The 12996-nt window shown below is 65.6% G+C and carries 11 protein-coding genes; 7 read left to right on the top strand and 4 right to left on the bottom strand.

The window, feature by feature from the left end:
* On the bottom strand, window positions 1–546 hold the full coding sequence (locus K410_RS0113460; protein ID WP_028135356.1) for a sigma-70 family RNA polymerase sigma factor: 546 nt from the start codon (window positions 544–546) through the stop codon (window positions 1–3).
* 290 nt (window positions 547–836) lie between these two features.
* Here K410_RS0113460 and K410_RS0113455 point away from each other — a divergent pair, with 290 nt between their 5' ends.
* From K410_RS0113455 to K410_RS0113435, 5 genes are all read left to right on the top strand, one after another.
* On the top strand, window positions 837–1541 hold the full coding sequence (locus K410_RS0113455; RefSeq protein WP_028135355.1) for a hypothetical protein: 705 nt from the start codon (window positions 837–839) through the stop codon (window positions 1539–1541).
* A 111-nt stretch (window positions 1542–1652) separates the two neighbouring features.
* Window positions 1653–2432 carry an enoyl-CoA hydratase gene (locus tag K410_RS0113450; RefSeq protein ID WP_028135354.1) on the top strand — a complete coding sequence of 260 codons (780 nt, stop codon included), beginning with the start codon at window positions 1653–1655 and terminating at the stop codon, window positions 2430–2432.
* 186 nt (window positions 2433–2618) lie between these two features.
* The gene (locus K410_RS0113445) at window positions 2619–4049 is read left to right on the top strand and encodes a TolC family outer membrane protein (protein WP_028135353.1); all 1431 of its coding nucleotides are present in this window, start codon (window positions 2619–2621) and stop codon (window positions 4047–4049) included.
* Window positions 4050–4073: 24 nt separating this feature from the next.
* The gene (locus K410_RS0113440) at window positions 4074–4634 is read left to right on the top strand and encodes a P-loop NTPase family protein (RefSeq protein WP_028135352.1); all 561 of its coding nucleotides are present in this window, start codon (window positions 4074–4076) and stop codon (window positions 4632–4634) included.
* A gap of 50 nt (window positions 4635–4684) precedes the next feature.
* Window positions 4685–5647: an amidohydrolase family protein gene (locus K410_RS0113435; RefSeq protein ID WP_028135351.1), complete on the top strand. Its 963-nt coding sequence runs from the start codon at window positions 4685–4687 to the stop codon at window positions 5645–5647.
* Window positions 5648–5650: 3 nt separating this feature from the next.
* On the opposite strand, the gene K410_RS0113430 is transcribed toward K410_RS0113435, so the two are convergent.
* From K410_RS0113430 to K410_RS0113420, 3 genes are all read right to left on the bottom strand, one after another.
* Entirely contained in the window at window positions 5651–8767 is a 3117-nt protein-coding gene (locus K410_RS0113430) for an efflux RND transporter permease subunit (protein WP_028135350.1), read from the bottom strand.
* A gap of 27 nt (window positions 8768–8794) precedes the next feature.
* Window positions 8795–10036 (bottom strand): efflux RND transporter periplasmic adaptor subunit, encoded by a 1242-nt coding sequence (locus K410_RS0113425; RefSeq protein WP_028135349.1) that lies wholly within the window; start codon window positions 10034–10036, stop codon window positions 8795–8797.
* 145 nt (window positions 10037–10181) lie between these two features.
* Window positions 10182–11582: a CoA transferase gene (locus K410_RS0113420; protein ID WP_028135348.1), complete on the bottom strand. Its 1401-nt coding sequence runs from the start codon at window positions 11580–11582 to the stop codon at window positions 10182–10184.
* 109 nt (window positions 11583–11691) lie between these two features.
* On the opposite strand from K410_RS0113420, the gene K410_RS0113415 reads away from it, so the two are divergent.
* Both K410_RS0113415 and K410_RS0113410 read left to right on the top strand, forming a co-directional pair.
* Window positions 11692–11979 carry a hypothetical protein gene (locus K410_RS0113415; RefSeq protein ID WP_028135347.1) on the top strand — a complete coding sequence of 96 codons (288 nt, stop codon included), beginning with the start codon at window positions 11692–11694 and terminating at the stop codon, window positions 11977–11979.
* 174 nt (window positions 11980–12153) lie between these two features.
* Entirely contained in the window at window positions 12154–12924 is a 771-nt protein-coding gene (locus K410_RS0113410; protein ID WP_028135346.1) for an SDR family NAD(P)-dependent oxidoreductase, read from the top strand.
* The last annotated feature ends 72 nt before the right edge of the window (window positions 12925–12996 follow it).

The following is a 12996-nucleotide window of genomic DNA, read 5'->3' as shown; positions in this document are numbered from 1 at the left end:
CTAGTGGTCCCGCAATTTGGCAGTCAGTGCCGCAAGTCCGCGATGCAGGGCGACCCGCACCGCGCCTTCGCTCATCGAATACTTCGACGCCGTGTCCTTGATCGAGGCGCTTTCGACCGCGATCGACTGCAGCACGTCGCGCTGGCGCTGCGGCAGCGTGCCCAGTTGCGCCGCGACTTCGCCAGCCGAGGCCGTCTCTTGCGGCGCCTCGCCCGGCAGCGTCTCGGCGAAATCGTCGATGTTGACGAAGATGCGCCTTCCGCGCCGCCTGAGCGCATCGATCAGCTTGTTGCGGGCGATCGCGAACAGCCAGGGCGCGAAGGGGGCTTCGCTGTCCCAGGTGTGCCGCTTCAGGTGCACCGCCAACAAAATCTCCTGCACGATATCCTCGGCCTGATCGGGAGGCTGCCCGGCCCGCGCCAGGCCACGCCTCGCCGCAGCGCGCAGCACCGGCGTGACCGCCTTCAACAGGCGATGATACGCCGCATCATCGCCTGCCATGGCCGACCGCATCAGGCCGGTCCATTCGTCCTCACGTCCGCGCACGCGCGCCCCTCACCATGCAATTCGGCCGTTCGATCAATTTGTTACGCGAGGCGGCAAAGATCACGAATTCGTGATCATTGGCCGGGCCTCGCGACCGATACGGCCGTCGATCTCCGCGACGGCTCATAACACCGATCGCCCCGGCCCGCACCCGGCGCCCGGCGGCACAGGGACGGTTTGCCCCGTTTTTGCCCGGTGGTGCCCGAAGATTCCCATTTTCCGCCCCGCTGTCGTCACGCCCCAGGGTCTCTGTTCGCTTCCGGGACGGGCGGAATTGGGGAGATCATCACATGATGAAAGCCAGCGGGCGCGCGGCCCTGATTGTTGTGGCCGGGCTTTTGTTGCTGTTCGGAGGCTCTGCACGGGCGGAGCCAAGCTCAGCTGCGAGCAAATCGGACAGTGCGGGCAAGCAGGCCGACGCGGCCAAGCCGGGCAAGCATCGGCGCCACGAGTCTCGCCGCACCAGCACCGGCAAGACGGCACAGAAACCGGACGACAAGGCTGATCCTCAAGCAAAGGCCGACGAGGCCAAGTCCGACAGCAAGCCTGAGAGTAAGCCTGAGAGCAAGGCGGCCGACAACAAAGCGGCCGACAACGACCTGCCGGCCTCAAGCCAGATGCCGCCGGCAGTTGCCAATGCCAACGCGCAGCTTGCCGCCACCGACACGCCGACCTCGGCTGCGGCCTCCGCGATGACGGACCGTGCCAACGACAATGTCCAGGCCGCGGCCGACAATACCAGCGCCCCGAACGCCGAGAGCCAGGTCGTCGCACCCGATCAGCTCAACGACATCGACCGCGCCGCGCAACAGGACGATCCGCCGGCACAGAAGGCGGTCATTGCCGCAACCGAGGCCCAGCCCCGGCCGGCGCCGGTGATGGCAAGCAGCCAGCAGAGCTCGGCCTGGGACCAGAGCTCCCTGATCGGTAAGATCTTCATCGGTGTCGGCACGCTGCTCACGCTTGCGTCCGCCGCGCGCATGTTCATGGCCTGATCGCGGTTCCCAAGGGACGCGCGGCCCCGCGCGTCCTGGCATCTGCGGCCCTCTTGAAGCCATCCGCGCCAGCGGGCACATTGCCCGCTCAATCAAACGCGTGGGTGGAGCATGAGCACGTTCGAACACATCATCGTCGAGAGCAAAGGCGCGGTCGGCATCATCAAGCTGAACCGGCCGAAAATGCTCAACGCGCTCTCCTTCGGCGTCTTCCGCGAGATCGCCGCCGCGGTCGATGATCTCGAGGCGGACGATGCCATCGGCTGCATCGTCGTGACCGGCAGCGAGAAGGCCTTTGCCGCCGGCGCCGACATCAAGGAGATGCAGCCGAAGGCCTTCATCGACATGTTCTCGGAGGATTTTGCCGCGATCGGCGGCGACCGCGTCGCACGTTGCCGCAAGCCGACGATTGCGGCGGTTGCCGGGTATGCGCTCGGCGGCGGCTGTGAGCTCGCCATGATGTGCGACATCATCATCGCCGCCGACACCGCAAAGTTCGGTCAACCCGAGATCACGCTCGGCACCATTCCCGGCATCGGCGGGACCCAGCGCCTGACGCGCGCGATCGGCAAGTCCAAGGCCATGGACCTGTGCCTCACCGGCCGCATGATGGACGCGGCGGAAGCCGAGCGAAGCGGCCTCGTCAGCCGCATCGTGCCCGCTGACAAGCTGATGGACGAGGTGATGGCGGCGGCAGAGAAGATCGCCGCGATGTCGCGCCCTGCCGCCGCGATGGCCAAGGAAGCGGTGAACCGCGCCTTCGAGACCACGCTTGCCGAAGGCATGAGCGTCGAGCGCAACCTGTTCCACGCGACCTTCGCGCTGGAGGACCGCTCCGAGGGCATGGCGGCGTTCATCGAGAAGCGCAAGCCGGTGAACAAGAACCGGTAACGGCGCCGAACGGTCAGGCTGTCGTAAGGCTCGCCACGTTACACGGGATCCCTGTGACGAAGCTGCAACAAGCACGGATTTCATGGGGGTTTTCCCCGCGGCAGTTTGCCTGCGGGACCTCGGCTGGTTAAACAGCTAAGAGGCCACCGTCGGCGGGGGCGGACAGCCGGGATTAAGCGAGATTACATGATTGGGCGTGCCGCCAGAGCTGGTCGCGTAATGACGCGGCGCCGACCGGGCGCAGGTTCCGTGCTTGCCACATGGGCCGCGCTGGCGCTCTGTGGCGCCCTGCCCTCCGCCGCCTGGGCCGAGGCCCTGCCGGAGGCGCTCGCCAAGGCCTACCAGACCAATCCGCAGCTCAATGCCGAACGGGCGCGACAACGCGCCACGGACGAGAACGTGCCGCAGGCCCTCGCCGGTTACCGGCCGCAGATCGTGGCGAGCCTCAGCGCCGGCCTGCAATCAGTGCGCAATCTGTTGCCCGACAACACCATCCAGACCGGCAACCTGAAGCCGTGGATCATCGGCGTCACCGTGACGCAGACCCTGTTCAACGGCTTCCGGACCGCCAACAGCGTGCGGGCCGCCGAGCTCCAGGTGCAGTCGGGCCGCGAGGCGCTGCGCAATGTCGGCCAGGGGGTGCTGCTCGACGCCGTCACCGCCTACACCAACGTGCTCGCCAACCAGTCACTGGTCGAGGCGCAGCGTTCCAACGTGGCCTTCCTGCGCGAGACGCTCGCCGTCACCCAGCGCCGCCTCAACGCCGGCGATGTCACGCCGACCGACAGCGCGCAGGCCGAGGCGCGCCTCAATCGCGGCCTTGCCGATCTCAACGCCGCCGAGGTCGCGCTTGCCGTCAGCCAGGCAACCTATGCGCAGGTCATCGGCAATTCACCGTCGCAGCTTCGGGCCGCCGAGGCCGTCGACCGTTATCTGCCGAAGAGCCGCGAAGACGCCATGACGATGGCGATCCGCCAGCATCCGGCGGTGATGGCCGCCAGCTTCGACGTCGACGTCGCCTCCACCAACATCCGCATCGCCGAAGGCGTGTTGCTGCCGAGCGCCACCATCCAGGGCAGCGCCAGCAAGAGCCGCAACAACGACCCGACGCTCGGAACCTTTGCCGAGGACCAGGCCTCGATCGTCGCCAACGTCACGGCCCCGATCTATGACGGCGGCCAGGCCGCCGCGCAGACCCGGCAGGCCAAGGAGATCACGGCGCAGAGCCGGCTCGTGCTCGACCAGATTCGCAACCAGGCGCGCACGGCGGCGGTCAGCGCCTGGGTTGCCAACGAAGGCGCCAAGGTCGCGGTCTCGGCCTCGGAGTCCGAGGTGAAGGCCGCGACCGTCGCGCTGCAGGGCGTGCAGCGCGAGGCCGCCGGCGGACAGCGCACGACGGTCGACGTGCTGAACTCGCAGGCCGACCTGATCCAGGCCAAGGCCCGCCTGATCGGCGCGCAGCGCGACCGCGTCATCGCCTCCTACACGCTGCTCAGCGCCATCGGCCATCTCGACGTCAAGACGCTGAACCTGAACACGCCGGACTACCTGCCCGAGGTGCATTATCACCAGGTCCGCGACGCCTGGCACGGCCTGCGCACGCCGTCGGGGCAATAGGCTCAACTCATCCAGGCGGAGCCGATGCAAAGCCGCCGCATCCATCTGATGGGAGCTTCGGGCTCCGGCGTGACGACGCTCGGTCGGGCGCTTGCGGGCCGGCTTGCGCTGCCGCATCACGACACCGACGATTATTTCTGGCTGCCGACCGTGCCGCCTTACCGGACCACGCGTCCGCCATCCGAGCGTCTGCGATTGATGCACGAGATGTTCCTGCCGCGCCTGGATTGGGTGCTGAGCGGATCCGTCACCGGCTGGGGCGACGAGCTTGTTCCATTGTTCGATCTCGTGGTCTTCGTGACCACGCCGCGCGAGATCCGGCTGCAGCGCTTGCGCGCACGCGAGGCGGCCCATTTCGGCGCCGACGCCGTCGCGCAGGGTGGCTGGCGCCACGACGAGACCGAGTCCTTTGTCGATTGGGCCTCCCACTACGAGGCCGGAGATCGCGAGGGCCGCAATCTAGCCGAACACGAGGCCTGGCTCGCGGGCCTGCCCTGCCCGGTGGTGCGCATCGACGGCTCGCGCCCGCTTGCGGGCCTTGTCGAGCAGCTATGCAGCGAAGCGCAGCGGCAGCTGCCAGGCTGATGTGATACTGTCCCGTACAACTTCAAGAAAATCGAACAGGGAGAGAACCCGTGCTCAACCGACGCAGCGTCGTGCTTGCCTCCCTTGCCGCCGGAGCCGCCATGACCAGCAGAGCCCATGCGCGTGCCGCGCAGCCCGCGACGCCGGTCAATTTCGACGTCCCCGCGCATGCCTGCGACTGCCACACCCACATCCATGGCGATGTCGAAAAATTCCCGTTCTTCGCAGGCCGCGTCTATACGCCAGAGCCGGCAAGCCCTGAAGAAATGGCCGCGCTGCACAAGGCGCTGCATATCGAGCGCGTGGTGATCGTCACCCCGAGCGTCTACGGCACCGACAATTCCTCCTCCCTGTTCGGCATGAAGGCACGCGGCGCGACCGCGCGCGGGGTCGCCGTGATCGACGACAAGATCACTGAGGCACAGCTCGATGCGATGCATCAAGATGGCTTCCGTGGCATCCGCCTCAATCTGGCGACGGGCGGCGTCAACGATCCCAATGTCGGCCGGCCTCGCTTCACCGCCGCCGTCGAGCGCATGAAGGCACGCGGCTGGCACGTGCAGCTCTACACCACGCTGGCCATGATCTCGGCGATCAAGGACCTCGTCGACGCGGCGCCGGTGCCGGTCGTGTTCGACCATTTCGGCGGGCTCGAGGCTTCGCTCGGGCTGGAGCAACCCGGATTTTCCGACCTGATCGCGCTCGTCAAGTCCGGCAAGGCCTATGTGAAAATCTCCGGCGCCTATCGCTCCTCGAAGCTCGCACCCGACTACCAGGACATGGTGCCCTATGCCCGGGCGCTGATCGCGGCCAATGCGGAGCGCATCGTCTGGGGCACCGACTGGCCGCATCCGGATTCCAGCCGGGTCGAGGGGCGCAAGGCAACCGACATCGCGCCGCTCTACCAGATCGATGACGGACGCCTGCTCAACCAGCTTCCGGTGTGGGCGCCGGATGCGGAGGTACGCAAGAAGATCCTGGTCGACAACCCGGCGCGGCTGTACGGGTTCTGACGCTCAGCGCCCGCGGCGCGAGAAGAACGAGATCAGGACCGGCAAGGTCACGAGGATCACGACCGGCGCCAGCATCATGCCGGTGACGACGACGACCGCGAGCGGCTTCTGCACCTGCGAGCCGATCCCCTCCGACAGCGCCGCCGGCAGCAGGCCGACGCCGGCGACGATGCAGGTCATCAGCACCGGCCGCAGCTGCAACTCTCCGGTGCGCACCACCGCGGTCATGCGCTCCATGCCTTCTTCGATCAGCTGGTTGAACTGCGACAGGATGATGATGCCGTCCATCACGGCGATGCCGAACAACGCGATGAAGCCGATCGCTGCGGAGACGCTGAAGGCCGTGCCCGAAATCAACAGGCCGAGCACGCCGCCAAAAATCGCCATCGGGATTACGCTCATCGCGAGCAGCGTGTCGGTCATCGAGCCGAAATTGAACCAGAGCAGCACGCCGATCAGCGCCAGCGAGATCGGCACCACGATCGACAGCCGCCGGATCGCGTCCTGGAGATTGCCGAACTCCCCGACCCATTCCATGTGCGAGCCGGGCGGCAGCTGCACCTGCTCCGCGATCTTCTGCTGGGCCTCGCTAATCGCGCTGCCGAGGTCGCGCTCGCGCACCGAGAACTTGATCGGCAGATAGCGTTCCTGCTGCTCGCGATAGATGTAGGCCGCGCCCGAGACGAGGCTGATGTCGGCGACCTCGCTGAGGGGAATCTGGGTGACGCTGCCGTTCGGCCCGGGCGCGCCGATCCGCAAATTCTGGATCGCCTCCGCGCTCCTGCGATATTCCGGCGCGAGGCGGACAATGATCGGGAAGTGACGATCGCTGCCGGGCTCGTAGAGGTCTCCCGCGGTGTCGCCGCCGACCGCGACCTTGATCGTGGCATTGATGTCGCCCGGCGCAAGGCCGTAGCGCGCGGCCTTGGCACGGTTGATGTCGATCTGGATGGTCGGCTGCCCGAGCGAGGTGAATACCGCAAGGTCGGTGACGCCCTGCACGGTGGCCAGCACCTGCTTGATCTTGTTCGCGGTGTCAGTGAGCGCCTGGAGGTCGCTGCCGAACAGCTTGATCGAGTTCTCGCCCTTCACGCCGGAGACGGCTTCGGAGACGTTGTCCTGGAGATATTGCGAGAAGTTGAATTCGACGCCGGGGAAGCGATCGTCGAGCTGCTTGAGCAGCTGCGCGGTCAGCTCTTCCTTGTCGCGGGTGCCGGGCCACTGGTTCACGGGCTTGAGCGGCGCGAAGAACTCGGCGTTGAAGAAGCCGGCGGCATCGGTGCCGTCGTCGGGACGGCCGTGCTGCGATACGACGGATTCGACCTCAGGCCGGGCGCGGATCACCTTGCGCATCTCGTTGACGTAGGAATTGCCTTCCTGGAGCGAGATGGTCGGCGGCAGCGTGGCGCGGATCCAGAGATTGCCCTCTTCCAGCTTCGGCAGGAATTCGAGGCCGAGCAGCCGGCTGAGCGCCACCGTCATCAGCACCAGGCCGGCCGCGCCGCCGAGCACGATGTTGCGATTGGCGACCGCCCATTGCAGCAGCGGCGAGTACAAGCGGTGCAGGATCAGCATGACCCTGGTCTCGGTTTCCTCGACATGCGCCGGCAGGATGATCGCGGACAAGGCCGGCGTGACGGTGAACGTCGCAAGCAGCCCACCGGCCAGCGCATAGGCATAGGTGCGCGCCATCGGCCCGAAAATGTTGCCCTCGACGCCCGACAGCGTGAACAACGGCAGGAACGCCGCGATGATGATCGCCGCGGCGAAGAAGATCGAGCGCGAGACGTCGGCGGCCGCGCTGAGGATGGCGTGGCTCTTCATGCCGAACGTCGTCTCGGGCGACATAAGCCCGGCTTCCGAGATCGGCGTCGTGTGCGTCAGGCGGCGGAAGATCGCCTCGACCATGATCACGGTGGCATCGACGATCAGGCCGAAATCGATCGCGCCGACCGACAGCAAATTGGCCGATTCACCGCGCAGCACCAGGATGATGACCGCGAAGAACAGCGCGAACGGAATGGTGGCGCCGACGATCAGCGCGCTGCGGAGATCACCGAGGAAGATCCACTGCAACAGCACGATCAGGACAATGCCGACCACCATGTTGTGCAGCACCGTGTGGGTGGTGAGCTCGATCAGGTCGCCGCGGTCGTAGATGCGTTCGATGCGCACGCCGGGCGGCAAGATGCTGGAACTGTTGATTTGCTGGACCAGCTGGTGGACACGCTTGATGGTCGGCGAGCTCTGCTCGCCGCGCCGCATCAACACGATGCCCTGCACGATGTCGTCGGAATCGTCGAGGCCGGCAATGCCGAGGCGCGGCTTCTGGCCGACGGTGACGGTGGCGACGTCCTTGACCAGCACCGGATTGCCGCCGGTCTGCGCCACCATGGTGTTGGCGAGATCGTCGATCGAGCGGATCAGGCCGACGCCGCGCACCACGGCCGATTGCTGGCCGATATTGACGGTGTTGCCGCCGACATTGACGTTGGAATTGCCGACCGCCTGCAGCAATTGCGGCAGCGTCAGCCCATTGGCGACCAGCTTGTTGAAGTCGACCTGGAGCTCGTACGTCTTGCTCTTGCCGCCCCAGCCGGTGACGTCGATGACTCCCGGCACGGCGCGGAAGCGGCGCTGCAGGATCCAGTCCTGAATGGTCTTGAGGTCGAGCACGCTGTAGTTCGGCGGACCCACGAGACGGTAGCGGAAGATCTCGCCGATCGGGCTCAGCGGCGAAATCTGCGGCTGCACGTTGCCCGGCAGCGGCGCAAGCTGCGCCAGGCGGTTCAACACCTGCTGCAACGCCTCGTCATAGGTGTAGGCGAAGGAGAACTGAATTTTGACGTCGGAGAGACCGTAGAGCGAGATGGTGCGGATGGTCGTGATGTTCTTCAGGCCAGCGACCTGGGTCTCGATCGGGATCGTGATGTAGCGCTCGATCTCCTCCGCCGACAGTCCCGGGCTCTGCGTCACGATATCGACCATCGGCGGGGTCGGATCGGGATAGGCCTCGATGTTGAGCTGGTTGAACGCGATCAGGCCGCCGATCAGCACGGCGGCGAACATGCCGACCATCAGGAAGCGCCGGTTGACGGCAAGAGCGACGAGACGATCCATTCAGGTCTTCAATTTCTTGGGTCGTCGTCAGCTGCCGGACGCCGCGCGGTCGATGAACAGGCTGCCTTTGGTGACGATCTGCTCGCCGGGCTTCAGGTTGCCGGTGACCTCGACGAGGTTGCCGTTGACGAGGCCGATCTTGATCTGGCGCAGCTCGACCGATTTGTCCTCGCGTGCGACCCAGACACGAACCTTGTCGGCCTCGTAGATCAGGGCCTGTTTCGGCACCGCCGGTGCGGCGCGGTCGCCTGCCGAGTAGATCGTGACGTTGGCGAACATCTCCGGCTTGAGCAAGCCGTCCTTGTTGTCGATGGTGGCGCGGACCAACAGACGGCGAGTGCTGGGGTCGATTGCGGCGGCGACATAGTTGATCTTCGCGGTGAGCGGACGGCCCGGCAGCGCCATCACGTTGACGGTGACGTCCTGTCCGATGCAGACCGCAGCCGCATCGCTCTCGCGCACGAAGGCGGTGAGCCAGACGGTGGAGAGGTCGCCGATCACGAAGACCGGATCGCTGGCGCCAGAGTTGACGTATTGGCCGGGGCCGATCTTGCGCTGCACGACGGTGCCGGAGATCGGCGAATAGATCGTGATCTCCCGATCGATGACGCCTTTTTCCCGGAACGCCTTGATGGCCTCGTCGGTGAAGCCGAGGATGCGCAGCTTGTTGCGCGCCGCTTCCAGCGCCGTCGCTGAGGAGCGCATGTCATTCTGCGCCTGAACCTGCGTCGCTTCCGCCTGCTGATAATCCTTCAGCGGGATGGCATGGCCCTCATAGAGATCCTTGGCGCGCTTGAACTGGATGTCGGAGAGCTCGAGCGCCGACTTCGCCTTGTTCTGCGAGGTCATCGCCGCGATGAAGTCGTTCTGGGCCTGCACGGTGTCGGCGGCCTCGATCGTAAACAGCGGTTGGCCTTGCTTCAGCATCTCGCCCGGCTTGGCGAGCAGCTTGGTGACGCGGCCGGCATAGGGCGAGAACACCGGCGTCGACCGGTCCTCATCGACGGCGACCTTGCCTTCGGTGACGTATTCGGCGCGGAAGGCGCGCGCCTTGACCGGCTCGATCGTCAGCGTCGCCCATTCGGACGGCGTCGGCGTGAAGGTCTGCGCATTCCTGCGCGACTGGCTGGAGATTTCGGAGTGCTTCTTTTGCTTCGGCCCCATAGCGAGGAAGCCGTAGGCAGCGGCGGCGGCGAAAGCTAGTAAAACTACGGACGTGATCAGCCGCTGTCTGAACACCAGCAGTCGCTTGGTATTTTCAACCACCATGGAGCCCGGCCGTGTCTGCGACGATCTCGGCAGATGTCTGCCTTGTCGGTTGCGCTAATAGTGCCGAACTGGAATTTCAAACAACCTAAAAAACGCTGGCGCCCTTCGGTTTGCGTAAAAAATATCGCGACCTGTCAGCTTCATGTCAGCTTCGCGCCGGCCAATGTGCCGGATGAGAGCCGAGCGGCATCGCCGGACGAGACCATTGCGCCGGCGTCGCCGACAGCAGCGCCGAATGGCGCACCGCCTTCAGCATGCCGAATCCGGATGGCATGCTCTCGATGAACGCAGCATGTACGGCCTCGCCCGTAAGATCCGGGGTATTCAGTCCGCCTTCGAGCCGACCGAGATTCCAGAGCCAGCGCCCGGTCTGCGCCAGCGATACACGCACGTGCCAACTGCCGCCGTCGCGGGCCTGGCGCATCTTGGCCATCATCGCGCCGAACGCCATCAGATAGCCGGTGGCGTGGTCGAGTATCTGCGCCGGCAATTCCTTGGGAGCATCGAGGCCGGCGGCTCGGCCCTCGGCGTGATTGAATCCGGTCGTGGTCTGCACCAGGGAATCGAAGCCGCGGCGCGCGGCCCAGGGCCCGGCATGGCCATAGGCCGACAGCGTCACATAGACGATGCCCGGATTGATCCTCGCTGCATCCTCCGGCGAAAAGCCGAGCGCGGCAAGCGCACCCGGGCGATAGCCTTGCGAGAAAATGTCGGCGTCCTCCAGCAGCTCGCGCAATTGCGCCTTGCCCGTGTCGGTCTTCAGCTCGATGAAGGTGCTGAGCTTGCCGCGGCCGGTATCGATGGTGAGCCAATCGATGGCCGGCAGCGCCGGCCCCGACACGAGCAGCACATCGGCGCCGTGCGCGGCGAGCGTGCGGCCGGCGACGGGGCCTGCGATGACGCGGGAGAGATCGAGCACGCGAAGACCTTCGAGCGGACGATCGCCTTTTGGCCACGGCTTTGGCGGGGCTTCGCCGATCTTCTCGATCGAAATCAGCGGCAATTGCGCGAGCGCGCGCGCCTGCGGCAATGCCGACCATTCGTCGTAGCTCCGCATCAGCGCAACCACGCCGCCCGCCGCGTAAGCTGCCGTCTCGAAATCCTCGCCACTCCATTGCATCAGCGCAGCCTGCACCTTGTCGCGCTCCGGCTCGCAACCGAGCACCTCGCAGACGGCCTTGCGATGATGCGGGAAATTGGTGTGGCAGCGAACGAAGCGGCCATCGCCGGTCCTGTAGACGCCGGCAATCGCGTCCCAGGCCGGCGGCGGCGGCTTGTCGTCGAGACGCAGATAGCGCTCGGAGCGGCATTCGGCGACGGCGTGGCGCATGTCGACGGAGACGTCTTGCATCTGCCCGCTGCGCAGCCGCCAGATCTCGGCCGCGGCGAGGCCGGCGGCGGCGATGGTGGTCTGGCCGGCGACGGCCACGCGAAATGAAGAGGGAATCTGCGGCTCCTCGCCGGTCAGCCGCACGCGTTCGAGCGCGGCCGGATCTCCGCCGGCGGAGGTCCAGATATCCTTGAGGATATCGGCGGGGCTTTGCATGGCTGCTTCTCTCCCTTGCAGTTGAGCATGATCTTTCGGAAAACCGCTGCACACTTTTCCGGATCATGCTGTATTTTTACGACCATCCATCAGCACATAAGGGAATGCAATGGCCGCCATCGATCCCCTCATCGCAGCTGCCGTGTTCATCGCGACGGCGGCCACCGACGCTGTCTACGTCATGTTCACCTCGGCCGTGATCGCGCGCAAGCGCATTCCGGCGGCGAACTGGAGCGCGGTCTGGTACCTGCTCTCCTCTTATGCCGTGATCAGTTACACCGAAAACGCATTCTACGTCGCCTTCGCGGCAATCGGCTCCTGGACCGGCGCCTATGCGTCGCTGACGTTCCTGCACCGCCCGCCCGGCGGCCCGCCGGTGGGAGCGGCGCCGGAATGAGGTGGGCGAGGTCTCTCTCCACGTCATTGCGAGGAGCTCTTGCGACGAAGCAATCCAGACTGTCGCCGCAGAAGCATTTCTGGATTGCTTCGCTGCGCTCGCAATGACGAATTGATAGTTCAGCATTCCTATCAAAACAGCTACTCTCTCTGCACCAACAAGAAGGACATAACAATGGATCTCGGTCTCAAGGGAAAGAACGCCATCGTCCTCGGCGGCACGCGCGGCATCGGGCGGGCGATTGCGGCGACGCTCGCCGGTGAAGGCGCCAATGTCGCGGTGTGCGCACGCAATGCGGAGCAGGTTGCGGCCACCGTCGTTGAACTGAAGGCGAGCGGCGTCAAAGCCAGCGGCGGCCCCGTCGACGTCACCGACGGCGCGGCGTTGAAATCGTGGATCGAAGGCGCGGCGAAGGAGCTCGGCGGCATCGACCTGCTGTTCTCCAATGCCGGCGCAATGGCGCAGGGCCACGACGCCGCGTCGTGGGAGCAGAATTTCCGGCTCGACGTTCTCGGCGCTGTGCACGCCTTCGACGCCGCGCGGCCGTTTCTCGAAGCCAGCGGCGAGAGAAGCGGCGATGCCGCCGTCGTCATCATCTCCTCGATCTCGGCGGCGCAGGCCGACACGGCCAGCTCCTACGGCCCGATCAAGGCGGCGCTGATCCACATGGCCAAGGGCCTGGCGCGGCAATACGCCAAGAAGAAGATCCGCGTGAATGTGGTGTCGCCGGGCACCGTCTATTTCAAGGGCGGCGTCTGGGAGATGATCGAGAAGAACATGCCGGAGCGTTACAACGACGCGATGAAGCGCAATCCGACCGGTCGCATGGCAACGCCGCAGGAGATCGCGAACGCGGCGGTGTTTCTGGCGAGCCCGGTGTCGGGGTTCACGACGGGATCGAATCTCGTGGTGGACGGCGCGATCTCGAACCGGGTGAATTTTTGAATCGAGCATGACTTGCGCGACTCCCTCCATCGTCATGGCCGGGCTTGACCCGGCCATCCACGTCGTGCGGGA

The organism is Bradyrhizobium sp. 22, assembly GCF_000482425.1.
Taxonomy (GTDB): domain Bacteria; phylum Pseudomonadota; class Alphaproteobacteria; order Rhizobiales; family Xanthobacteraceae; genus Bradyrhizobium; species Bradyrhizobium japonicum_B.
Note: the sequence above shows the minus strand (reverse complement) of the source record. Positions and strands in the feature narration are given on the sequence as shown.

Coding starts and splice junctions, on each gene's coding strand:
- K410_RS0113410 (WP_028135346.1), top strand. CDS start 12,154: ATGGATCTCGGTCTCAAGGGAAAGAACGCCATCGTCCTCGGCGGCACG.
- K410_RS0113445 (WP_028135353.1), top strand. CDS start 2,619: ATGATTGGGCGTGCCGCCAGAGCTGGTCGCGTAATGACGCGGCGCCGA.
- K410_RS0113455 (WP_028135355.1), top strand. CDS start 837: ATGATGAAAGCCAGCGGGCGCGCGGCCCTGATTGTTGTGGCCGGGCTT.
- K410_RS0113430 (WP_028135350.1), bottom strand. CDS start 8,767: ATGGATCGTCTCGTCGCTCTTGCCGTCAACCGGCGCTTCCTGATGGTC.
- K410_RS0113420 (WP_028135348.1), bottom strand. CDS start 11,582: ATGCAAAGCCCCGCCGATATCCTCAAGGATATCTGGACCTCCGCCGGC.
- K410_RS0113440 (WP_028135352.1), top strand. CDS start 4,074: ATGCAAAGCCGCCGCATCCATCTGATGGGAGCTTCGGGCTCCGGCGTG.
- K410_RS0113450 (WP_028135354.1), top strand. CDS start 1,653: ATGAGCACGTTCGAACACATCATCGTCGAGAGCAAAGGCGCGGTCGGC.
- K410_RS0113415 (WP_028135347.1), top strand. CDS start 11,692: ATGGCCGCCATCGATCCCCTCATCGCAGCTGCCGTGTTCATCGCGACG.
- K410_RS0113425 (WP_028135349.1), bottom strand. CDS start 10,036: ATGGTGGTTGAAAATACCAAGCGACTGCTGGTGTTCAGACAGCGGCTG.